Genomic DNA, 22,853 nt, shown 5'->3' on the forward strand with positions numbered 1-22,853 from the left:
AGGAAATAGGAAATCCTGCTTCCTTTTTTTGATTGAGAAGTAGTCCTTTAATTCTCCATTTCGTTTTAGTTTGATGATAATATAGACGTGATTGTTTGATTTTTAGACAGGAGATGGAGTCTTATGAAGATTTTAGTGATAGAGGATAATGAAAGTGTTGCTTCAATGATTGGGATGTTCTTTTTAAAAGAAGGCATTGAGGGAGAGTTTGTTGCAGATGGTTTGGAAGGCTATAGTCGCTACAAGTCAGGTGAATGGGATGCATTAATTATTGATTGGATGCTGCCTGGAATGGATGGGGTTACCATTTGCCGAAAAATTAGAGAAGAGAAAAGCACAGTTCCGATTATTATGTTGACAGCAAAAGATAGAGAATCGGATCAAGTACTTGGTCTTGAAATGGGTGCGGATGATTATGTCACAAAGCCATTTAGCCCTCTTGCCTTGATGGCGAGAATAAAAGCTATTACACGGCGTTATCAGTCTAACAATGGATATCAAGCTGAAAGTGGTCTCTTAAAAACACAACATTTTCAGATTAATAAGGATACAAGAGAAGTCTTGCTTAATGGGGAATCCGTTAAGAATCTAACGCCAAAAGAATTCGATCTATTGTATTATTTCGCTCAGCACTCAAAACAAGTATTTTCGAGAGAACAACTGCTTGAACAAGTTTGGGGTTATGAGTTTTACGGCGATGAACGTACGGTTGATGTACATATAAAAAGACTTCGGAAAAAAGTGGGTACACAGGATCAGCCCTTTTTTCATACAGTTTGGGGGATAGGCTATAAATTTGACGAGGTAGTTGTTGAAAATGAAATTTAGGTATATCTATCAACAAATTAGTAGTCATATTAGCATTATTATTGTAGCATTCTTAGTCTTAAGTTTGTTGTTTGCTCATTATGTGGAAACATTGGTCTATACGAATAAAGCGCAAGAATTATCAGATTATGGTGAAAATATTATTAGAGATATAGAGCGGAGTAGAGACGGGGGAGAACGAACTTTAAATGAGTATAGTCGTGTATTAGATAGCAGGAAAATTGAATATATGATGTTTGATGGAAATAGGAGAATCATTTACCCCACAGGTGGACGGATTTTTTTAAAAGATGAAGAATGGAATAAGATAAAAGCAGGACAGACAGTAACAGTGAAACAAGACCTGAATCGGTTTGATCAAGCGGTTACCTTTGTCTTGTTGCCATATATAAGAAATGGGTTGTTTATCGGAGGAATATTGCTTGCCTCTCCGATTAGTGGATCAAGGGAGATGGTTTCACAAATCAATCAATATTTATTGTATGCTGTTTTAATTGCCCTCATCGTATCCCTATTGCTTAGCTGGTTATTATCGAAAATTCATGTGAATCGCATCAAACGGCTCCAAGAGGCTACTTCTTTAGTATCAGCAGGAGATTATACTGTCAGACTCCCCTCTTCCAACTTTGATGAAATTGGTGAATTAGCGGAGGACTTTAATAATATGGTCCAGAAGTTATATACATCAAATGAAGAAATTGAAAGTCTTGAAAATAAACGACGTCAGTTTATGGCAGATGTGTCTCATGAACTTCGCACACCACTAACGACCATTAACGGTGTGATTCAAGGAATTAGAAATGACATGATACCAGAGACGGAAAAAGAAAAAAGTATACAGTTAGTGAGCAAAGAAACAAATCGCTTAATACGACTTGTGAACGAAAATCTAGATTATGAAAAAATCCGATCGAACCAAGTAAAACTGATGAAAGAAGACATCGAACTGGTTGAAATACTGGAAATCATTCAAGATCAATTAGAAATCCTTGCAGAGGAAAAGAATAATAAGATTGTCGTTGAAGTGGAAGAAAATTTGAGGGTTTTCGCTGATTATGATCGGCTCGTTCAAATTCTTATTAATATTACGAAAAATAGTATTCAATTTACAGAAAATGGAATTATTTCTTTGCGAGGAGCAGCAGGCTATAAAGAAACGATTATTGAAATTGAAGATACGGGCATTGGTATAGATCCAAAAGAAGTAGAAAATATTTGGCACCGTTTCTATAAAGCTGATCTTTCCCGAACGACAAATCCGTACGGACAATTTGGATTAGGCTTATCGATTGTTAAACAGCTTGTTCAGCTTCATTATGGTGAGATTGAAGTGACGAGTGAAAAAGGAAAAGGAACAAAGTTTGTGATTCGTTTTCCAATTAAGCATGTGCAGCATTAACTTATTTTGTTATAGTGGCTCCACAAAAAAGACAAAAATCGAAACGTTGTAATAAGGAATTTGGATCGTGTAAGCCGTGGTGAAAGAAGAGGTTCTTCTTACTTTTCCCACGGCTTTTCCCATAAGATAAAGTGACTCGGTTAATAAAAAGGTATAGAAAAAATAAAATAGGTACTAGACACTTTTTTTCATATCCTATTCAAAGCTTGTTAATCGTTTATTCATAATTTCACGTTAAGATAGAAACAAGCTTAAAAATGAAAGCACGAATAAATGGAGGGACAGAATGCTTAAGAAATTAGCAAATAAAAAAGTGTATTTAGGTTTAGCAGCAGTTGCTTTGATTATTGTAGCAATTGTATTTGGAACTGCTTTTTCAAAAGGTGAGGTAGTAGCAATTATCGATGGTGAATCGATTAGTAAAGATGATTTATATAATGTGTTAGTCAAGCAATATGGAACCGAAACGCTTAGCTATTTAATTGATAATAAAATTGTTGATATCGAGGCAGATAAGCAAAATATCGCAATTTCGGATAAAGAAATCGATGAGGAAATGCAAGTTTATATGGATTCATACGGAGGAGAAGAATCTTTTAATTCGATTTTAGAGCAGTCTGGTGTGTCGAAAGAGGATATTGAGACTGATATTGTTAATTATTTAAAAATCGTGAAACTGTTAGAATCAGATATTGAAATTTCGGATAAAGAAATGGAAACGTACTTTGAGGAAAATAAGGAATCTTATAATGAAGCGGAGCAAGTTGAAGCAAGTCATATCCTTGTTGAAGAGGAGGAGACTGCGAAAGAAGTAAAAGAACAGTTATCAGCTGGAGAGGATTTTACAGATTTAGCGAGGGAATACTCTACTGATACGTCAAACGCAGAAAATGGGGGAGAACTCGGATTTTTTGGACAAGGAGAAATGGTTGCTGAATTTGAAGACGTTGCTTTTTCGATGAATATTGGTGATATCAGTGAACCCGTTCAAACAGATTATGGATATCATATAATACATGTAACCGATAAAAAAGAGGCAACAGAAGCTGTTTATGAAGATCACAAAGAGGAAATAAAACAAATTTTATTTGATGAAGCGATTCAAACAGAGTATACGAGTTGGATTACTGATAAAAGAGAGAGCCTTGAAATTGAGAATACACTAACAGCTAATTAACAGCATTTTTTAGCCCGTCTTAACGGGCAGTAAAACCCCTACCTCAAGACTTCGAGAAAATCGAGGAAGGATTGTTGGGGAAAAGATCCGATAAGTGCGATAAGAATTTTCTTTGGGCTTAGGCCCTTAGAAAATTCAATCGGGCTCCGCGTGACTAACCATCAGTGTGGATGAAGAAAACCCCCACTGATGGAAGTCTTCTTTATGTAAATATAAGATTTAACACTTTATTTATCATTTATTCACCATTTTTGGGCAATCTATCATCTGTAATCAATAAACCAAATTCAGGAGGTTTTTTACAGAATGAGAAGATTGTCTATTTTGTTTATATTGGTTGGTAGCTTGTCTTTGGGAGCCCCATTTTTACAAGTTACTAATGCCACAACCAATCAGGAATTAAGTGAAAAATCGAGCGAAGAATCGTTTCAAAAAGGAGAATTTGAGCGGAATAGTGAGTTTATTCAAAAACGGGCTCAGGAATTAGGGATTGATACAAAAGGAAAGGATACAGAGACCATTCTCAAGGAAATAAAAGCAAATTATATTAAAAAGCAAGCACAAGCACTAGGCATTGATATAGCTGGAAAAGACACTGACACCTTAGCAAAAGAAGTGAGGGAAGTCTATATCAAGGATAAGGCCAAGGAATTGGGAATTGAAACAGAGGGCAAAGAGTTTCAAGAATTAGCAAAAGAAGTGAAGGAAACGATTATCAAAAACAAAGCGAAAGAGCTAGGGATTACGACAGAAGGGAAGGAGCTTCGTGAGCTTGCACATGAAGTACACCAAGCCTCTATTATGAAGCAAGCCAAGGAATTGGGAATAACAACAGAAGGTAAAGAGTTACATCAAATAGCCCATGAGGTTAGAGAAAAAAGAATTATGGAAGCAGCTGAAAAATTAGGAATTGAGACAAAGGATAAAACAACACATGAAATAGTGGACGAAATCCTAGCCAATCACCACGAAAAAGCAAAAAAATTAAAATTATTTCCTTTTAATGGAGAAATGCACTTTAGGTTTGAGGAACCAAAAGAGCATCATTCAGATAAAATGGAGTAAATATGTCTAGGAAGAGACCGGTTAGAGTCAAGCTTTTCTTGAGAGTGATTTTTGTTGTAACCAATGTTGAAAGGAGGTTGACTCATGGCGTGTGAGTCAACCTCTTTGTTGTATCATTAGTTTTATTAAACAATCGTGTTGATGCTTTAAAAGCCTTTAGTATATTTGGCGATGAGTTCTTCATTTGAATAAAACACATGTTGTACACATACTAGAGGGGATTTTTCAGTCTATCATTATTCACATAGCTTTATAATAAGAATAATGATAGCATTTTTCTTATAATTAAGTAATTGGATATTATCTTGTCTCGTTTCTGCTTCTATAGTAATATTTAAAGTATAGAAAGAATGTCAGGGTAGAGCATAGAGGATTACTTCTTTTGAATTGTACTTCTAGTTTCAAAGGAGATCTGGCTCTAATTTGGAGGGGTACAGATGCCAACACCGAGTATGGAAGATTATATAGAACAAATATACATATTAATTGAAGAAAAAGGTTATGCACGGGTCTCTGATATTGCTGAAAACTTATCTGTTCATCCCTCATCCGTAACAAAAATGGTCCAAAAGTTAGATAAAGATGAGTATCTTGTATATGAAAAATATAGGGGATTATATCTAACGGTTAAAGGAAAGAAAATAGGGAAACGATTAGTATACAGACATGAACTTCTTGAACAGTTTTTGCGTGTCATTGGGGTGAAGGAAGAACTTATTTATGAAGATGTAGAAGGAATTGAACATCATCTAAGTTGGGAGTCCATTGATCGTATTGTTGATTTAGTACAATATTTTGAAGAAGATGAAAATCGAGTCCTTGAATTAAGAAAAATTCAACATAAAAACAAAGAGCATCATGAGTAGTTAAGTGAATATTCCTACATGAAAAATCCGCCTTTCAGCTAGAAAAGGTGGATTTTTTCATTTGACATCATACTCAGATGTTAAAGCAGATTAAAATAAAGGATATTCATTAAAAGAACTAATCATCCCAGGTGTTAGATAGGCACTCCCATCATGACCCTCTAGAATATTGACTCCGTCAATATTTCCTTCTTCCACTTCTTGTAATGCTTTCCGATAGGAGATAATTCTTCCTCCTGATGTTTGAAAACTGATAATGTCACCCATATAATTTCGTTGTATCGCCACTAACTGTTCAGCCATTGTTTCTCCTTCTTTCTTTTTGAACTATTCATTAGGTTATATTGGACAAAAATCTTTAGGTTCATTCGATAAAGGAAGAAAATGATTGCTTAACGAATATATAAGGTAAGAGATGAAAGCTAAACAACTAATTGTGTTTTATTAGGTGAGAGTAAATGATTATTATAGAAAAGGTGGCATTAATATGGAACGATATTCAATTCAAGAGTTTGTTAATGAAACAAAACAACAAGATAAAGGAGAAGGGCTTTTTGAATTAGAAACAGCGAGATTATTAGAAATCAATTTAACAGATCAGATATGGGCGAAAGCAGGTGCAATGGTTTCATATCGGGGAAATATTAAGTTTGAAAGAGAAGGTGTCTTTGAACATGGGTTGGGGAAACTGTTCAAAAAGGCTTTGACTGGCGAAGGAGCAACGTTAATGAAAGCAACAGGTCAAGGGAAGTTATATATAGCGGATCAAGGAAAGAAAATTTCCATTTTACAATTAAACGGTGATTCGTTATTTGTGAATGGTAATGATTTATTGGCTTTTGAGCCGTCGATCAATTGGGATATTAAATTAATGAAACGGGTTGCCGGCATGTTATCAGGTGGATTATTTAATGTGAAGTTGGAGGGGGAAGGGATGGTCGCAATCACTTCTCATTATGAGCCATTGACGTTAATTGTGACACCAGATAGCCCTGTTTTTACAGATCCTAATGCAACGGTTGCTTGGTCAGGTAATCTGCAACCTGAATTTGTTACCGATGTTTCCTTTAAAACGTTTATTGGAAGAGGGAGTGGTGAATCGATTCAAATGAAATTTACTGGTAATGGGTTTGTTGTCGTACAACCGTTTGAAGAAGTTTATTTGCAACAGCAATCATAAAAAGAAAGCCTGTCAAACAAAGTTAAAACTGCTTTAATCTTAATAACAAGCTAGCAAGGCTAATTAAAAACGGTCCGAGAGTCCGGACCGTTTTTTAATTCCATTCATATGGAGTTTGTTGATAAACGTAGTAATTGAGCCAGTTTGAAAATAGGAGATGGGCATGGGAACGCCAACGATTTAATGGTTGATTCTCTGGATTATTGTTTGGAAAATAGTTCTCTGGTACTTGTATATTAATTCCTCTTTGACGATCACGGTTGTACTCTTCCGCTAAAGTTTGTGCCTCATATTCTAAATGACCTGTAATCATAATTTGTTTACCACCATTTGCGCACATGATAAATGGACCAGCCTTAGGGGAAGAAGATAATATTTTAATTTCCGGACATTTTTTTAATGCTTCTATTGAAACATCTGTGTATCTTGAATGGGGAGCAAGGTATACATCATCAAACCCACGCAATAATTTTTCTGATCGATCATTTACTTCATGTGAATAAATGCCAGAACATTTCTGCGGCAACTCAAATTTATTAATGTCAAAATGATAAAATAGGGCTGCTTGGGCTCCCCAACAAATATGGAGAGTGGAGGTTACATTCGTTTTTGTCCAGCTCATAATTTCCATTAGTTCATCCCAATACTCAACATCTTCAAAAGGCATCATTTCAACAGGAGCTCCAGTAATGATCATCCCATCAAATTTCCGTTCTTTTATGCTAGAAAAAGTAGTATAAAACTGCTTTAAATGAGCGGGACTAGTATTTTTGGAATCATATGTTGCTGTTTTGAGAAAGGAAAGATTTACCTGTAAGGAAGTATTTCCAAGCAGTCGTAGTAAATGTGTTTCCGTTTTTTCTTTTTCTGGCATTAAGTTTAAAATAACTATATTTAATGGACGAATATCTTGTTGGCTTGCTCGTTCATCATCCATAATAAAAATATTTTCTTTTTCAAGTATTTCCCGGGCTGGGAGAAGTTTTGGCAGTTTTATAGGCAAAGTATCATCCCTCTTTTCCGTTTTTCAATAAATTCATTATAATAAGCTTTATTAAATGTAGCAATCACAATCATCCAAAAACGTTTGTTCATTTTGCTTAGCATGCTACAATCGAGGAAAATAGAGGAATTACATTTCTTTTAGGTAAGCATAAACTATCAAGTAAATGAGGGGTTTTAATGTTTGATCCAACCGCGTATGAAAACATGAGAGTAGTGTTGGAAGGGATTTTTTATGATAAGGATTTAAGTGGAGAGATCATGATTGTTGATCGAAATGATATCATAAATACGGCGAAGTTGTCACGGATATATGACCTTTCTTTTCAATTATCTACATCTCCTTCATCTCGAGTAATCTGTAGGATGAAATTAAAGGCAGATATTGAAAATCTTACAGCTGAGTTACTTTCATCTGCATTTTCTAATAAGGTAGCTGGCTGCATGGTAACCATTGAATTTTTATTTGAACATAATGATGATGAGTCTTTCTTAATTGAAATAGAACGGGTTTTAAAACAAATATGGGGGGAGGAAAGGACGATTAAGTTGATGGTTTGTCGTGAACCTCTTATCTCATTACAAAAAGCAAAATATACTGCTCATATTTCATTTGGACGAATCATTAGAGAAGATCAGGTAGATGATTTGACAGAAATGACTGAATACATGATGAAGACACTTCATAAATTGGAACATATCCTCTGATTACTTTTTACCTATAATTCTTTAGTGAAAAGCTTGAACATCAACCGTTCAAGCTTTTAATTATGACGCATTTTGTCGAATCTAGTAGAATTTGAAATATAATTGTAATATTTCTATTACATAACTGACAAATTGAGATGTTATACTATGGCTTGTGCAATAAATAGCTTTTTAGTTTAAAAGTTAATGAGATGATTCGTTTTTTAATAGACAAGGATTGATTTTTTACATAGCTTGATGATGAAAATACATAAAATTGTTGAATAAATAAGAAGTTTGAATGTTCAAATACCTGATTTGTAGTACAGGGTTTGGCCGCAAAGAAGTAGGAGGATAACAATTGAAAACAAAATTTATTACAATTAGTGCAACAGTTATGATAGGAATGGGAGGCTTATTTTCCGTTCCAGCCGTAAAAGCAGAATCCGTCGATAGTCAGCGTTTACAAATTCAAAGTAGTATTGATCAAGCAGAAAATGAACTTAGCAGTTTGCAAGCTCAACGTACTGATATAGAAGCACAAATTAATCGTATTGAACAAGCAATAAAAGATAACAATTTAAAAATGGAAGAGACCAATGCACAAATAACAGAAACACAAGCAGAAATTGAACGTTTAAATAGTGAGGTTGCTGTGATTGAAGAACGAATTGTTAACCGAAGGGAAATATTGAAGGGGCGTGCTGTTTCATTTCAAGAAAACGGTGGTCAAATAGGCTATATAGAAGTTATTCTTGGTTCTTCAAGTTTTAGTGATTTTATTGATCGAGTTGGAGCTGTTGCGACAATTGTAGAAGCAGACCAAGGAATCTTAAAAGAACATGAAGCGGATAAAAACGAATTAGAAGAAAAACAACATTCAGTTCAGGTAAAACTAACTGATTTGAATAATATGAAAACTGAGCTCGAAGGAATGCAAGCGCAAATCACTGAACAAAAAGCACAAAGTGAAGAAATGAAGGCCCAATTAGTACAGCAAGAGCAAGAGAATATATCAGAACTTGCTGGTCTAAAACAACGAGATGCTGACTTAGCCGCACAAAAAGCAGCAGTTAAAGCTGCTACTAGAGATGCTGTTAGTGAAACTAGTAATTCACAGGAAACGAGCCGTTCACAAGAAACTTCATCTACACCTAAAAAATCTAGCGGTGGATCGAGTGTATCAAACACAACCGTAGCTTCAGGTAGTCTTTCAACTGTCATTAATGCTGGTTACAAATATATTGGAAACTCCGTTTATGTATTTGGTGGTGGAAGAACAGCATCTGATATTGCTAATGGACGTTTTGATTGTTCTGCCTTTGTTTCTTGGGCATTTTCACAAGCTGGTGTTCGTGTAGGAGCAAGTACGGATATATTGAAAAATACTGGTACACGTGTTTCAGTAAGTGAAATGAGACCGGGTGACATGGTATTCTTTAACACATATAAAACGGACGGGCATGTTGGAATTTATATTGGCGGCGGGAAATTTATTGGTTCTCAGAGTTCAACTGGTGTAGCGGTTGCCAATATGTCAAGCGGATATTGGGCTGACACATTTAATGGTCGTGTTATGAGAGTCATGAACTAATAGAATGCAAGAATGATAGCAAAGGCAGGAAACCTATTCCTGCCTTTTTTAATATGGGCATGGTATCCTTATTAAAACAAGGACTCTAAACGACACAAGAAAAGTCAAAATGATACAATTTATTGAGGCAGTAGTGATTGCTGTTATTTTTATCCCGTCTTACTGCCCGTAAAGATCCGATAAGTGCGACTAACCCCCACTGATGGAAGTCTTCTTTATAAGAAATTCAGGGTATTTGCGCTCCTTTCGTTACGAACTGTTATAATGGAAGGACTAAGCATATTTTTTAATCTTAACGAATGGAATGGTCCAGATGAAAACAATTTCGATTGAACATGTTTCAAAAACATATGGTGAGAAAACATTATTTCATGATATTTCTATTACAATCTCTGAAAAAGAGCGGATTGGTCTAATTGGTGTAAATGGTACAGGGAAATCTTCCTTATTAAAATTAATTGCAGGTCTTGATGTCCCTGACGAGGGAGAATTTATCTTTCCAAAGGATTATCGTATTTCTTATTTAGCGCAACATCCTGATCTGAATCCAGATTTATCAATCCTAGAACAGATATTTGCTGGAGATGCTCCCGTTTTTCGATTACTAAAGAATTACGAAAAGACGTTAATGGACTTAAACGAACAACCGGAAAACGAGGCTATTCAGGAAAGGCTTTTTCAGCTACAAAAAGAAATGGATGCATTAGATGGCTGGGACGTTAGTACAAACGCCAAAACGATATTAACAAAATTGGGGATTGAAGATTTCAATCATAAAATTGGGGCAATGTCTGGTGGACAGAAAAAACGGGTGGCACTCGCTCAAGTTTTAATTCAATCGCCCGATTTATTGATTTTAGATGAGCCTACCAACCACCTTGATTTTGAGTCTGTAAAATGGCTTGAGGAATATTTAAGCCGCTACCAAGGTGCCATCCTTCTTGTTACCCATGATCGTTATTTTCTTGATCGTGTTACTAATCGTATGTTTGAACTTGATGGTGGGAATCTTTATAGCTATAACGGTAACTATGCGGCTTTTCTGGAAGCAAAAGCAATTCGAGAAGAGAATGAAGCAGCAACAATTGATAAGCAAAAGAATCTATTTAGAAGAGAACTTGAATGGATTCGTAGAGGAGCAAAGGCACGCTCCACAAAGCAGAAAGCAAGAATACAGCGCTTTGATCAGCTTGACGAAGATCTATCGTCAGTAAAATCGACTGAAAAACTGGATATTACTCTTAAAGGTAGTCGGTTAGGGAAACAAGTTTTCGAACTAAAAGAGGCTTCGAAAAGGTACGAGCAGAAAACGATTATTGACCATTTTGATTTGCTTGTGAAACCAGGAGATCGGATCGGAATCATCGGAAAGAATGGCACAGGGAAGTCAACACTTTTAAATATTTTAGCTGGGAAAATCTCTCTTGATACTGGTGAACGAGTCATCGGTCAAACGGTAAAAGTCGCTTATTATACACAGGAAAGCGAAGATATGGATGAGAATAAACGAATGATCGAATACTTGAAGGAAACGGCTCAAGTTGTTGAGACATCTGATGGAAAGACAATTTCAGCTGCACAGATGCTTGAGCGATTCCTGTTCCCTTCTTATATGCATGGTACGCCGATTCGTAAGCTATCGGGTGGGGAAAGGCGAAGATTATATTTATTGAAAATTCTTATGCTCGAACCGAATGTCCTTTTATTGGACGAGCCCACGAATGATCTTGATACGCAAACCTTAACAGTACTAGAAGATTATTTGGAAGAATTCTCAGGTGTCGTGATTACTGTGTCCCATGACCGTTATTTTCTTGATAAAGTGGCTCAGCAGTTACTTGTATTAAAAGGGGAAGGTAAAATAGATTTCTTCTATGGTAATTATTCTGAATTTCTTGAAAAGCAAACGCAAAGCATCGAAAAGAAGAAAGTAGAAACGAAGGAAACAGCTTCTGTTCAGGAAAAACCAAAGAAAAAGAAAATGACTTATAAAGAACAAAAGGAATTTGAAACAATTGAGGATGACATTGCTGCGGTGGAAGAGAGACTAGAGGAAATCGCTACAGAATTAAACAAAACAGGGAGTGACTTTGAAAAAGCGCAAAAGCTAGCGGATGAGGAAACAGAATTAAATGAGAAACTTGAATATATGATGGAAAGATGGACGTATTTAACTGAATTAGCGGAAAGTTAATCTATAAATAAATCTTTCGTTGATTCTGTTCATAGCAACGAATCATTCTATTTTGAATAGGATAAAGTGAATGACAGCCTGATGTAACTCAGGCTGTTTATTTTTTCCTAAAAATAGCTTGTGTTAGAATTAATGTAATTAACAATATGATAATGTTGAAAAAGGATGATTGAATTTGAGAATAAAGTCGATTGAACCCACTCCAAGCCCTAATACAATGAAAATAAATCTAGATCAGGAATTGTCTATGGGAAAAAGTAATAACTATAAAAAGGGTCAGGCAGAAGGTGCCCCTAGTATCATTCAGGATATTTTACAAATAGAAGGCGTTAAAGGCGTATACCATGTTGCTGATTTTTTGGCAGTGGAACGAAATGCGAAGTTTGATTGGAAGGAGCTTTTACAAAAAATTAGGCAGGCCTTTGGTGAAAGCATAGCAGACCTAAATGAAGGCCCTAAAATAAATGAACATTTTGGTGAAATCAAGGTGCTCGTTCAATTATACAAAGGAATCCCCATGCAAGTGAAATTAACGAACGGACAGGAAGAAAAGAGATTCGGATTACCTGAACAATTTGTGGAAGCGGTCAAACAAGTACAGCTTCCAGGCGATAATGTGGTGATGGAAAGAAGATGGAAAGATTATGGTAACCGCTATGGGGAAAGTGGACTAGAGCAAGTTGGAGACATCATTGTAGAGGAGTTACTTGCGGCATACCCAAATGAACGTTTGAATATGATTGTTGAGCAAGTTAAAAATCCAGAAAGTAAAAAAATGAAGCAACCCCGAAATAGATTAAAAGTTAGTCTTTCTGATTTTGGCGAGTCTGATTGGAGAATTCGTTATCAGTTGTTAGAACAAATGGATGACCCAAGTATAGCAGATTTACCTGTTCTCGAAAAAGCCTTACAGGATGAGAAAGCATCCATTAGAAGATTAGCTGTTGTCTATTTAGGCATGATAGAAGATAAAAGAGTATTAGCATTGCTGTATAAGGCCCTAGAGGATAAGAGTGTAACGGTTAGACGGACAGCAGGAGATACGCTGTCAGATCTAGGGTATGTTGAAGCAATGAATGCAATGATGAAAGCCTTGCAGGATAAGAGTAAGCTTGTTCGCTGGAGAGCTGCGATGTTTTTATACGAAGTAGGAAATGAGCAAGCTCTAGTCGCTTTAAAAGAGGCTGAAAATGATCCGGAATTTGAAGTAAGTTTACAAATTAAGTTGGCGATTGAACGAATTGAGCAAGGAGAAGAAGCAAAAGGATCAGTTTGGAAGCAAATGACCGATGTGAGAACGAAACAGTAACAATCGAGAGGAAGTATTTTAATGTTCGTACCTTTTAGAATGAGTCGCGAACATTGCTTATTAACAATACTTTATAGTATGCTAAGATGGAAAAAGGATTTTGAGGAGGAATAAATGTATGTCAATGGCATATGAAGAATATATGAAACAAATGGTTAAACCGATGCGTGAAGAATTAGTGCAGTCTGGTTTTAAAGAATTGGTTTCAGTTGAAGATGTAGAAGAGTATATGGAGGGCGCAGAAGGAACAACACTTGTTGTTGTAAACTCCGTTTGTGGATGTGCTGCTGGTTTGGCTCGTCCTGCAGCAACACATGCTGTTGCAAGCAGTGAACATAAACCAGATCATTTAGTAACCGTTTTTGCTGGTCAAGATAAAGAAGCAACAGCTAAAATGCGTGAGTATTTTGGTGACATTCCACCATCTTCTCCTTCAATGGCTTTATTAAAAGGAAAAGAAGTCGTTCACTTTATACACCGTCATGATATTGAAGGTCAACCTTTAGAAGTGATCATGGAAAACTTACAAGTAGCATTTGCGGGAAACTGTTAATTAACAATAGTAACGAGGTTCAATAAAAAGGGTGCTCTTGTAGCGCTCTTTTTTTATTTTAGAGAGGTAATGATCAGCTATACTTAGTTAAACATGCTTGTTTGGTAACAAACTAGTTGGGGATTGAAAAAGTTGATATTAAAAAGGATGAATACAATGATCATAACAACTGCTGGAAGAACAAATATGGCTATGATTGAAGAAGCGAAGGGAATAGCTATACAGCTTCAAATCGCTTTTATCCCAAGACGAAAACGTTCTATTCATGTGATTCAACAAGAGGTCGGTGACGATTGCCTTGTTGTCGGTAAACAGAGACTTGAATTATATCCCTTTGGTGAAAAGGAACCATGCTTTTTTCATCCGAATTCAGCCATGTTTCGTATAAAACGACTCCAAAATGGAGAAAGTGATCCATTTATCGATGCTACAAAATTATCATCAGGAAAGAAATTTCTTGACTGTACATTTGGTCTAGGTTCTGACAGTATTACTGCAAGCTATATTGTTGGAGAACAGGGCTATACTATGGGGTGTGAAGGCAATTGCTTTCTTGCCTATATGATGAAAATAGGCTTACAGACATGGAATGATGGAGAATCAGCCATATTAAATGCTATGAAACGCATCGAACTAAAAACTAGCTTAGCATTGAACCTTCTACAATCATTACCTGATAATAGTTTTGATTGCGTTTATTTTGATCCGATGTTTGAAGAAGATATTTCTGAATCTAATGGCATTAAAGGGATTAAGGGACTTGCTGTTTACGAGTCCCTATCCGAAAAAACGATTTATCATGCTCATCGAGTAGCCAAGGAACGTGTTGTACTAAAAGATCATTACCGTAGTTCGAGATTTGAACAATTTGGTTTTTGTGTACAAGTTCGAAAAACAGCAAGATTCCACTTTGGTATTTTAGAAAAGTAAAGTACCGATTGGCATTTAATTTATAATGGTTAATCAGTTATGCAGAGCCATATAAAGTACCCTAACAAAATGAATAAAACAAATGAAATCTCTAACATCCAATCCATTAAAAAACCCCCTTTTCATTTTACCGATTCATACGAGGTAAAAATTTTAGATTAAAGTGTTATTCTATATTAATTATTATGGTCAAAAGTAAATAAAATGAAACCATATTTCATTTTATTCGTAGTAAATAAGTGTAATATCATACAAGAATGATAGAGATCTATATTCACTTGTGATGAAGTTCGTCAGAAGAAGAACAATTATAGTTGTAAGATGACAGAGCTCTATTCATCGCTGTATAATAGAAACAGACCATACTGACTCTGGTGCTGGAGTAATTAGGAGATGAGTACATATGCCAAAATGGCTTCGGAAATCGCTTTTGGTTGTGGTTACAGTTGCAACATTCGGACTTGTAACTCCACAAGCGCTTCTGGCTGATCCTCCAAATGAAGATAAACAGGCGAAAAGAGATATTTATGAATCTACCCCATCTATTGAAGAAGAATCGTATTTTGACTCTGAAGAAATTCTAGATCGGGACAAGTTTATCGATCAAATGGTTAAAAAAGCCGAAGAACAATCTTTTATGAAGTTTGGAACGAGAATTAAACCCGTAATTGAAAATGAATTTAAAGAAGCAATACTACCTAATATTGAAAAAGTGATTGCCGAAGTAGCGCTGCAGTACCCTGAAGAGGATTTAAGTCAATTAATTGTAAGTGAAGTTCCAAGTGGTGGTACATCGGAAAAAATTTTCCATATCTTGAATAAACAAACGAAAAAAGATGTTATTCGTTTTCATGTAAGAAGGGATCATCCACCCCAAGAATCATTTGCGTTTAATTTCCATTATCATACTGTTCATGATCAATTTCAATCTCATTACGATTTAGGTATCATAAATTGGAACAAAAATACTCCTCCTAATTGGATGAGTTGATATGATTTGAAACAAAAGGAAAAATATGAAAAGATAGAATAGGGTATCTTAACCCTTTCTGATAATTTGAAAAAAAGTAAAAAAATGGAGGTAATGAATTTGGCCATTAGTCTATCAAAAGGGCAAAAAGTTGACTTAACAAAAACAAATCCAGGATTAACAAAAGTGGTAGTAGGACTAGGTTGGGATACGAACAAATATGATGGTGGAAATGATTTTGACTTAGATACATCTGTTTTCTTACTTGGGGAAACTGGAAAAGTTAACTCTGACAGCGATTTTATTTTTTACAATAATACAACTGGTGGAAATGGTTCTGTTGTACATACAGGAGATAACCGTACAGGTGCCGGTGACGGTGATGACGAACAAGTTAATGTTGACTTGCAAAATGTACCTGCCAGTGTTCAGCGTATTACATTCACGATTACGATTCATGATGCCGAGTCAAGAAGTCAAAATTTTGGACAAGTCTCAAACGCTTATGTACGGATTTTAAATGGGGACTCTGATTCTGAATTAATTCGTTATGACTTAGGTGAAGATTTTTCTATAGAAACTGCACTTGTTGTAGGTGAGTTATACAGACATAATGCTGAATGGAAATTTAGTGCGATTGGTAGTGGATTCCAAGGTGGATTAGGTGCTCTAGCAACAAACTTTGGTTTACAAGTAGGTTAATGTACAAGAAAGACTCGCATATGCGGGTCTTTCTTCATTAATAAAAAAGTATAGCTTTTCTGAACTGAGATAGCGGTCTAGCTCGAGACGCCACCGGCTCGAGGTCACAAGCATGGCTAGTTGCGACTCCTAGGGACTCGAGTCTTGCGCTTTTCTTCATTATTGTTAGGGGTGTATCTAGAATGTTACAAGGTTTTATTGATACATATGCTCAGTTTTTTGATTGGGAGATGTGGGTTCAGGTTTTAACAGATCCGGTTAGTTGGGGGTTAATTGGTTCACTTGTGGTTTTAGAAGGATTATTATCAGCTGACAATGCACTTGTATTAGCGGTTATGGTGAAACATCTACCAGAAAAACAAAGGCGTAAAGCTTTATTTTATGGTCTTCTTGGTGCCTATACTTTTCGTTTTATTGCGATTGGAGTCGGTGTATTCCTGATCAAACTATGGTGGATTAAGGTGCTTGGTGCAGCTTACTTAGGTTGGCTAGCGATTAAGTATTTCTCAGATCATAAAAAAGAGGAGCCATCCGAAGGTATGGAAGCAAAGGGGATTAGCAAAAATAGTATTCTTATTCGTATATTTGGAACCTTTTGGGGCACTGTTGTTTCTGTAGAATTAATGGATATTGCCTTTTCGGTTGATAGTGTTCTAGCGGCATTTGGGATTAGTAATCAAGTGTGGATTCTCTTATTGGGTGGTATGATAGGTGTTTTAATGATGCGCGGAGTAGCTGGAGTTTTTCTGAAACTAATTGATCATATTCCAGAATTAGAAACATCAGCATATATACTGATTTTAATTATTGCTGTAAAGATGTTGCTAAGTGTGGTTGATATTCATATTAGTCATGAAATGTTCTTCCTTCTGATTTTTATTACATTTGGAGGAACGATTCATAGTCATTTTAGAAATAAGAAAAACAGCTATGAATAATCTAGCTCTTTAAAATGGGATACAATAACTCTCAAAAAGTAAGAAAGACGTTCATAGTGTGCTCGTCTTTCTTACTTTTTCATAAATACGATTCTTTTTCCGTAAATGATAACATAAAGAGCCAGCATACAAATGGTAATCAAAGCACCTATGTCTGCTAATCCGGTCGTCAGTCTATGCAGTACAGATCCTTCACTAAAAAAGCTTACAGGAATTGCATTGGATGGCTGTTCATTACTGTAAAAACGCTCATATATTGGTTTCCAAAGTATAAAAGTATAAAAGGCTGCAAAAATACCTTGCATCATTCTAGCAACGAAAAAGGGTTTAAATCTAATGTCCGTTTGGGCAAGAATACTGGCAACTTGCGCATGAACACTTAAACCGCTAAAACCGAGGATTAGACTTGTAACGATGGCTTGTTCCATTAAAGTAGCTTCCTGAATGTGACTGATCAATTGACTACCTAAAGTGATCTCAAATAAGCCTGAAATGAATGGGATGCTTAATTCAACAGGCAAATGGAAAAATTTCAAAATAACTTCGGTGGCCTCAGCGAAAAAAGCTGTAATATGAAGATGAAATAACAGCTTGTTAATAACGGAGAACAAAATAATAAATCCTCCGATCATTAATAACGTTTGTACAGAAGACATCACAGCATCGCCAAGTAGTTTTCCAATAGGTCGATTGTCATTAATTCTTGTTTGATGAAGGGCAGAGAATGCACTTTTGAGGGAATTTTGTTTTTTATCCCATTTTTTTGGAGGCTCATTTTTTCCGTAAAACCGCATGATGAGACCGACCGTAATATTACCTAGATAATGAGCTAAAGCTAACATAATTCCAAGCTTTGCATTGTTGAAAAATCCAACAGAAACTGCGCCAAAAATAAAAAGTGGATTAGAAGAATTGGTAAAGGAGACGAGGCGTTCTGCTTCTGTTTTTGTTAACTGTCCCTCCTGTCTAAGCCTAGCTGTTAACTTGGCACCAGCAGGATAACCAGAAGCCATACCCATTGCCCAAGCAAACCCTCCAACACCTGGGACACGAAATAAGGGCCTCATAAGTGGTTCTAACAGTATCCCCATAAATTTTACAACTCCGAATCCTATTAACATTTCAGATACTATAAAAAAGGGTAGAAGTGAAGGGAACACAATTTCAAGCCACATATCCAATCCTCGAATGGAAGCAGATACGGATTCTTGAGGAAAGGCAATAAGTGACAACGCCATCAATGTGGCAGATAAAGCTAGTATGATTGTTTTTAATTTAGAACGAAACACTCGCTTTTCCTCCCTCAAGGTGAACGAATTGTTCATCTTATTCAAACAATGGTAAAATAATCAAAGAATAAACTACCTGTGTCGGACTTGTCCTCGTATAAATCAATATACTCATAGAACATCAAAATAGACCATAAGATTAATTAAGGTGAAAAAATCTTGTAGGGTTTGATCAAGTCGTTTGTGCGTTTCGAATTGTCCAGCTTCGGCGGCTAGGAGCTCGAGGTCTTAAGCTGTGTCTCCCCTGGTCAAGTCACCTACGCATTTTAGTGAAAAGAGGGGTTTTATGGTTCGTCCCAAAATTGGTTTGGCACTTGGATCAGGAGGGGCACGTGGGTTCGCCCATCTTGGAGTCATAAAGGTATTAATTGAAAATGGAATTCCCATTGATTATATTGCGGGGAGCAGTATGGGGTCATTAGTTGCTTGTTTTTATGGAGCCGGGATAGAAATGGATCGTCTCTATAAAATATCGACAGCTTTTAAAAGAAAATATTATTTAGATTTTACCGTACCTAAAATGGGCTTTATTTCAGGAAAAAGAGTAAAGGAACTCATTCGTGTTTTTACAAAGGGGAAAAGATTAGAAGAACTAATGATTCCAGTTTCAGTTGTTGCTACAGATCTGATGACAGGCGAGAAAGTTGTTTTTACGGAAGGATCAATTGCTGATGCAGTCCGTGCAAGTATTTCGATACCAGGGATATTTGTACCTGAAAAACTAAACGGACGCCTCCTCGTTGATGGTGGGGTGATTGATCGAGTGCCTGTATCAGTTGTGAAAAAGATGGGAGCAGATCTTGTAATTGCTGTTGATGTTTCTCGTGTAAAAACGAATGCGGAAATTACGACTATTTATGATGTGATTATGCAAAGTTTAGATATCATGCAGATGGAGCTTATGGAAAATCGCCAAATAGCTTCAGATGTCATGATTCGCCCCCATGTTGAAATGTACAGTTCACGAGCTTTTACGAATATTGATGAATTGATTTCAATTGGAGAAGAGGAAGCCAGAAAACACATTAATCAAATAAAACAGACGATGGACCAGTGGAAGGAGCTTCATAAGGAATGAAAAATAAAAAAAGGATACGGTACTTATTATGGATTGCGATTATTCTACTGGCAATTTCTTTTTATTATCTACCCTACTATGTTTCGAAGCCAGGGATGGCAAAGGAATTACGGCCGATTATAGAAGTGGAAGATGGATATGATGAAGAAGGAAATTTTATGCTGACAACTGTCAGAATGGGAAGAGCGAATATCTACTCATATCTGATAGCAAAGTTTAGTGACTATCAGGAAATTTATCCGATGGATGAAATTAAAGGGGAGGATGAAACAGATGAAGAGTATAACGTCCGCCAGTTGCATTTAATGGATTCCTCTAAATCTGCTGCCATTGAAGTGGCCTATAAAAAAGCGGCTATTCCAATCGATTATCAGTATAATGGGGTCTATGTGTTAAATGTTGTTCCTGAAATGCCAGCAGATGGGAAATTAGAACCAGCAGACCGTGTTTTTAAAGTAGATGAGCTTGAATTTACTTCTTCCGCTGAGTTTATTGATTATGTGAGTAGTAAAAAAGCGGGTGAAAGTATTCATCTTACATATGAGCGAAATAGTGAGGTTGAGGATGTAAGCGTAAATGTTGCTGCTTTTAACGACCCTGAAAATAAAGATCGAGTTGGCATTGGAATTGGGCTTGTCGATGATAAAGAATTAAATGTAAGTCCGGATGTTACGGTGAAAACGGATGAAATTGGTGGTCCATCCGCTGGGTTTATGTTTTCACTTGAAATATATAATCAACTAACGGCAGAAGATTTGACGAAAGGGTATGAGATTGCAGGAACTGGAACCATTTCACCGGATGGTGTGGTTGGGAAGATTGGAGGAATTGAGCAAAAAATTATTGCAGCAGATAAAGCGGGTGCCGATATTTTTCTCGCTCCAAATGAAAATGATGCAAAGGATTCCAATTATCAAGAAGCTGTTAAAACGGCAAAGGATATTGGTACGGATATGAGAATTATTCCGATTAATACGTTTGATGAGGCGATCGATTATCTAGAAAATCTAGAAATGAAACAATAAAGCGACCAGTTAGTCGCTTTATTGTTATATTAGTTTCGTACATATATGGGTTGTTGGGTAAACTCTAATTCAATGGCTTTTTGTCTGTACTGGGCAGGTATTCCCATTGCATAAATCCGTGCTGCTTTCGTATCAATTGCAAGTTGCTGATGGTCAAACGAAGAACGTTTTGCGATGATCGGTAAAGGACAATCTTTTTTTAAACGGTTTAAATACATGCGTCCTGCTTCTGTCATCCCAAGCAGACGTAAATAGGACACTTTTTCTTCATTCATTTGCATCTTTTCTTTTTTTGAATGAGTAAGGATATGGGTCAGAGTCCGTTGTAGACGAGTCCATGTATAGCGTTTTGTTTTTAATTCCTTCATAAATTGATTGAAAGTTTCACATTTTATGGCAAGAGAAATCAGGCGGTTTTCTAACCCCTCCTCCACTTCGTAAATTTCTTTTAATTCATCCGAGCTTATCTGCAGAAGCCGCAGTTTAATGAAAGGCCAATATAGGTTCCAATCATGAAAAATGCCATAGTTTTTTTTATATTGAAGTAATAATTTATATGTGTGATCAGCTACATATGATTGAATTGTCGCAATATCATTATTCTTAGAAAAAAGGGCTTTTCGAATACTTGTTGCACTGGCAATAGTAGCTGAGGTAAAATGCTCATCATGGTAGTGGGCGCTTTTTCTTGTTATCGTGACCATTTTTAGAGAAGACTGTTGTTTTTCAGCTGCTTTTACATACTGAAAACCAAGAATATTATTTGGCATCGATAAGTCAATGATGTTTTTTCTGGGTTCTAGACTTTGAAAAGCAAGTGATAATGCTTTTGGATAACTGTGACCTTGGTCGATGTATTGCCGTATTGCCTGATTATATTGTAACTGGTGGTTTTCGAGAAAGTGATAGGTGTGATGAAAATCTTCGATGTTTCCAGATTCGCTGCCAAAACAGATCGAATCACAACCGGCTGCAGCGAGCATTGAAACAGCCCCATTAGCAAATGTATCTGCTTTTTGTACGGCAAATGAATAGGGGAGCTCAAAAACAAGATCAACTCCACCATTTAACGCCATTTCTGTTCTCGTCCATTTGGAGACAAGGGCAGGTTCACCTCTTTGTAAAAAGTTACCACTCATTGCAGCAATGACAATATCAGCACCGGTAGCCTCCTTTGCCTTTTTAATATGGTAAGCATGACCATGATGAAAGGGATTATATTCAACGATCACTCCAACAGCTTTCATAATGTAAAAACTCCTTTATTCATTGTAACAGGATTATTTTATTTATTTTAGCAAAAGATAATAAAGTTTAAACTATTAAAGTTTGCAAATTGCTTAAAATCGGATAGAATACTAAGAGTATCTTTATGAAACAGGTAATTGAGCGGACAAAATGTCCTTTTGGGTGTAAAGAAAAAATATTGACAAATAATTAGTTGAAAGCTATAATTACTTTTGTTGCCTTGGGGTGATTTGTATGAAATGGACATTAAGTCAGTTACAGAAGTATCGAAGCAAGGAATTTCCAATTGATGAAGTGGTTAATGCTGATGAAATTATGAAGATTGATCAAACGATCCGAAGTGTTTCTCCGATGCATATTACAGGTAAGGCTGACATTGATTCAACGAAAGTGACTTTTCATTTAACGATAAAAGGTTATCTAATTCTTCCTTGTTCTCGTACATTAGTTGACGTGAAGTATCCAATTAATGTTGACACAACAGAAACTTTCCTTCTGAATGGCTTCGATTATGAAAGCGAAGAGGAGGTACATCAAGTAAAAGGTGACGTGATCGACGTAATGCCGGTTATTCATGAAATATTATTACTTGAAGTTCCGATGCAAGTTTTCTGTGAAGATAGCGGTGAAGAAGGTGCTCCTCAATCTGGTAAGGATTGGGAAGTAATTCACGAGCAAGATAAGACAGATAAAATCGATCCGCGTCTTGCTGAACTTGCCAAGTTTTTCGATCAAAACGATCAATCTTCTGATACATAATCAGGGGATTTATAAGAAGCAATTGAAGGCATCGTTTATACACGCCTTCATACTTTCTTA

At 36.2% G+C, this 22,853-nt stretch carries 22 protein-coding genes; 18 read left to right on the forward strand and 4 right to left on the reverse strand.

From position 1 onward, the window contains the following. Positions 1-123: 123 nt before the first annotated feature. The 5 genes from JMM81_RS03095 (at position 124) to mntR (ending at position 5,335) form a co-directional block, all read left to right on the forward strand. Entirely contained in the window at positions 124-828 is a 705-nt protein-coding gene (locus JMM81_RS03095; protein WP_256240027.1) for a response regulator transcription factor, read from the forward strand. Beyond that, complete coding sequence (locus tag JMM81_RS03100) at positions 818-2,227, forward strand: sensor histidine kinase (protein ID WP_256240028.1); 1,410 nt, start codon at positions 818-820, stop codon at positions 2,225-2,227. Before JMM81_RS03095 ends, JMM81_RS03100 begins: the two co-directional genes overlap by 11 nt. Positions 2,228-2,513: 286 nt before the next feature. Further along, positions 2,514-3,404, forward strand: a complete 891-nt coding sequence (locus JMM81_RS03105) for a foldase protein PrsA (RefSeq protein WP_256240029.1) — start codon at positions 2,514-2,516, stop codon at positions 3,402-3,404. A gap of 306 nt (positions 3,405-3,710) precedes the next feature. Further along, positions 3,711-4,469, forward strand: a complete 759-nt coding sequence (locus JMM81_RS03110; RefSeq protein WP_256240030.1) for a hypothetical protein — start codon at positions 3,711-3,713, stop codon at positions 4,467-4,469. 437 nt (positions 4,470-4,906) lie between these two features. After that, the gene (gene mntR / locus JMM81_RS03115; RefSeq protein ID WP_256240031.1) at positions 4,907-5,335 is read left to right on the forward strand and encodes a transcriptional regulator MntR; all 429 of its coding nucleotides are present in this window, start codon (positions 4,907-4,909) and stop codon (positions 5,333-5,335) included. 90 nt (positions 5,336-5,425) lie between these two features. Here the strand turns inward: mntR and JMM81_RS03120 are convergent, their stop codons facing one another. Further along, positions 5,426-5,638, reverse strand: coding sequence for a DUF3892 domain-containing protein (locus JMM81_RS03120; RefSeq protein ID WP_256240032.1), 213 nt, complete (start codon positions 5,636-5,638; stop codon positions 5,426-5,428). Between the two features lie 184 nt (positions 5,639-5,822). Here JMM81_RS03120 and JMM81_RS03125 point away from each other — a divergent pair, with 184 nt between their 5' ends. Then, entirely contained in the window at positions 5,823-6,515 is a 693-nt protein-coding gene (locus tag JMM81_RS03125) for an AIM24 family protein (protein WP_256240033.1), read from the forward strand. 94 nt (positions 6,516-6,609) lie between these two features. Here the strand turns inward: JMM81_RS03125 and metA are convergent, their stop codons facing one another. Then, a complete protein-coding gene (gene metA, locus JMM81_RS03130) occupies positions 6,610-7,518 on the reverse strand; it encodes a homoserine O-acetyltransferase MetA (RefSeq protein ID WP_256240034.1) in 909 nt (302 codons plus the stop codon). A gap of 179 nt (positions 7,519-7,697) precedes the next feature. On the opposite strand from metA, the gene JMM81_RS03135 reads away from it, so the two are divergent. The 9 genes from JMM81_RS03135 (at position 7,698) to JMM81_RS03175 (ending at position 17,394) form a co-directional block, all read left to right on the forward strand. Then, entirely contained in the window at positions 7,698-8,225 is a 528-nt protein-coding gene (locus JMM81_RS03135) for a hypothetical protein (RefSeq protein ID WP_256240035.1), read from the forward strand. A gap of 340 nt (positions 8,226-8,565) precedes the next feature. Further along, positions 8,566-9,798 carry a coiled-coil domain-containing protein gene (locus JMM81_RS03140; RefSeq protein ID WP_256240036.1) on the forward strand — a complete coding sequence of 411 codons (1,233 nt, stop codon included), beginning with the start codon at positions 8,566-8,568 and terminating at the stop codon, positions 9,796-9,798. A gap of 313 nt (positions 9,799-10,111) precedes the next feature. Further along, positions 10,112-11,992 (forward strand): ABC-F family ATP-binding cassette domain-containing protein, encoded by a 1,881-nt coding sequence (locus JMM81_RS03145; protein ID WP_256240037.1) that lies wholly within the window; start codon positions 10,112-10,114, stop codon positions 11,990-11,992. Between the two features lie 175 nt (positions 11,993-12,167). Further along, positions 12,168-13,301 carry a conserved virulence factor C family protein gene (locus JMM81_RS03150; RefSeq protein WP_256240038.1) on the forward strand — a complete coding sequence of 378 codons (1,134 nt, stop codon included), beginning with the start codon at positions 12,168-12,170 and terminating at the stop codon, positions 13,299-13,301. 118 nt (positions 13,302-13,419) lie between these two features. Continuing rightward, complete coding sequence (locus JMM81_RS03155) at positions 13,420-13,854, forward strand: BrxA/BrxB family bacilliredoxin (RefSeq protein ID WP_256240039.1); 435 nt, start codon at positions 13,420-13,422, stop codon at positions 13,852-13,854. 156 nt (positions 13,855-14,010) lie between these two features. Then, the gene (locus JMM81_RS03160) at positions 14,011-14,784 is read left to right on the forward strand and encodes a class I SAM-dependent methyltransferase (RefSeq protein ID WP_256240040.1); all 774 of its coding nucleotides are present in this window, start codon (positions 14,011-14,013) and stop codon (positions 14,782-14,784) included. Between the two features lie 403 nt (positions 14,785-15,187). Beyond that, positions 15,188-15,775: a YpjP family protein gene (locus JMM81_RS03165; RefSeq protein WP_256240041.1), complete on the forward strand. Its 588-nt coding sequence runs from the start codon at positions 15,188-15,190 to the stop codon at positions 15,773-15,775. 99 nt (positions 15,776-15,874) lie between these two features. Further along, on the forward strand, positions 15,875-16,456 hold the full coding sequence (locus JMM81_RS03170) for a TerD family protein (RefSeq protein ID WP_256240042.1): 582 nt from the start codon (positions 15,875-15,877) through the stop codon (positions 16,454-16,456). Between the two features lie 182 nt (positions 16,457-16,638). Next, positions 16,639-17,394 (forward strand): TerC family protein, encoded by a 756-nt coding sequence (locus JMM81_RS03175; RefSeq protein ID WP_256240043.1) that lies wholly within the window; start codon positions 16,639-16,641, stop codon positions 17,392-17,394. 71 nt (positions 17,395-17,465) lie between these two features. Here the strand turns inward: JMM81_RS03175 and ylbJ are convergent, their stop codons facing one another. Beyond that, positions 17,466-18,683, reverse strand: a complete 1,218-nt coding sequence (ylbJ, locus tag JMM81_RS03180; protein ID WP_256240044.1) for a sporulation integral membrane protein YlbJ — start codon at positions 18,681-18,683, stop codon at positions 17,466-17,468. 286 nt (positions 18,684-18,969) lie between these two features. Between ylbJ and JMM81_RS03185 the strand changes: the two genes are divergently transcribed. Both JMM81_RS03185 and JMM81_RS03190 read left to right on the forward strand, forming a co-directional pair. Further along, positions 18,970-19,761, forward strand: a complete 792-nt coding sequence (locus tag JMM81_RS03185; RefSeq protein WP_256240045.1) for a patatin-like phospholipase family protein — start codon at positions 18,970-18,972, stop codon at positions 19,759-19,761. After that, positions 19,758-20,786: a SepM family pheromone-processing serine protease gene (locus JMM81_RS03190; protein ID WP_256240046.1), complete on the forward strand. Its 1,029-nt coding sequence runs from the start codon at positions 19,758-19,760 to the stop codon at positions 20,784-20,786. Before JMM81_RS03185 ends, JMM81_RS03190 begins: the two co-directional genes overlap by 4 nt. 29 nt (positions 20,787-20,815) lie before the next feature. Here the strand turns inward: JMM81_RS03190 and JMM81_RS03195 are convergent, their stop codons facing one another. Continuing rightward, positions 20,816-22,033, reverse strand: coding sequence for a nucleotidyltransferase (locus JMM81_RS03195; protein WP_256240047.1), 1,218 nt, complete (start codon positions 22,031-22,033; stop codon positions 20,816-20,818). 235 nt (positions 22,034-22,268) lie between these two features. Between JMM81_RS03195 and JMM81_RS03200 the strand changes: the two genes are divergently transcribed. After that, positions 22,269-22,793, forward strand: a complete 525-nt coding sequence (locus JMM81_RS03200; RefSeq protein WP_256240048.1) for a YceD family protein — start codon at positions 22,269-22,271, stop codon at positions 22,791-22,793. The last annotated feature ends 60 nt before the right edge of the window (positions 22,794-22,853 follow it).

This window comes from Bacillus sp. V3B (assembly GCF_024494465.1).
Classification (GTDB): Bacteria; Bacillota; Bacilli; order Bacillales; family Cytobacillaceae; genus Bacillus_BD.

What these genes read in the sequence shown, in the direction of transcription:
- JMM81_RS03095 (WP_256240027.1), top strand. Translation starts at nt 124, where the DNA reads ATGAAGATTTTAGTGATAGAGGATAATGAAAGTGTTGCTTCAATGATT.
- JMM81_RS03100 (WP_256240028.1), top strand. Translation starts at nt 818, where the DNA reads ATGAAATTTAGGTATATCTATCAACAAATTAGTAGTCATATTAGCATT.
- JMM81_RS03105 (WP_256240029.1), top strand. Translation starts at nt 2,514, where the DNA reads ATGCTTAAGAAATTAGCAAATAAAAAAGTGTATTTAGGTTTAGCAGCA.
- JMM81_RS03110 (WP_256240030.1), top strand. Translation starts at nt 3,711, where the DNA reads ATGAGAAGATTGTCTATTTTGTTTATATTGGTTGGTAGCTTGTCTTTG.
- mntR (WP_256240031.1), top strand. Translation starts at nt 4,907, where the DNA reads ATGCCAACACCGAGTATGGAAGATTATATAGAACAAATATACATATTA.
- JMM81_RS03120 (WP_256240032.1), bottom strand. Translation starts at nt 5,638, where the DNA reads ATGGCTGAACAGTTAGTGGCGATACAACGAAATTATATGGGTGACATT.
- JMM81_RS03125 (WP_256240033.1), top strand. Translation starts at nt 5,823, where the DNA reads ATGGAACGATATTCAATTCAAGAGTTTGTTAATGAAACAAAACAACAA.
- JMM81_RS03135 (WP_256240035.1), top strand. Translation starts at nt 7,698, where the DNA reads ATGTTTGATCCAACCGCGTATGAAAACATGAGAGTAGTGTTGGAAGGG.
- JMM81_RS03145 (WP_256240037.1), top strand. Translation starts at nt 10,112, where the DNA reads ATGAAAACAATTTCGATTGAACATGTTTCAAAAACATATGGTGAGAAA.
- JMM81_RS03155 (WP_256240039.1), top strand. Translation starts at nt 13,420, where the DNA reads ATGTCAATGGCATATGAAGAATATATGAAACAAATGGTTAAACCGATG.
- JMM81_RS03160 (WP_256240040.1), top strand. Translation starts at nt 14,011, where the DNA reads ATGATCATAACAACTGCTGGAAGAACAAATATGGCTATGATTGAAGAA.
- JMM81_RS03165 (WP_256240041.1), top strand. Translation starts at nt 15,188, where the DNA reads ATGCCAAAATGGCTTCGGAAATCGCTTTTGGTTGTGGTTACAGTTGCA.
- JMM81_RS03175 (WP_256240043.1), top strand. Translation starts at nt 16,639, where the DNA reads ATGTTACAAGGTTTTATTGATACATATGCTCAGTTTTTTGATTGGGAG.
- JMM81_RS03185 (WP_256240045.1), top strand. Translation starts at nt 18,970, where the DNA reads ATGGTTCGTCCCAAAATTGGTTTGGCACTTGGATCAGGAGGGGCACGT.
- JMM81_RS03190 (WP_256240046.1), top strand. Translation starts at nt 19,758, where the DNA reads ATGAAAAATAAAAAAAGGATACGGTACTTATTATGGATTGCGATTATT.
- JMM81_RS03195 (WP_256240047.1), bottom strand. Translation starts at nt 22,033, where the DNA reads ATGAAAGCTGTTGGAGTGATCGTTGAATATAATCCCTTTCATCATGGT.
- JMM81_RS03200 (WP_256240048.1), top strand. Translation starts at nt 22,269, where the DNA reads ATGAAATGGACATTAAGTCAGTTACAGAAGTATCGAAGCAAGGAATTT.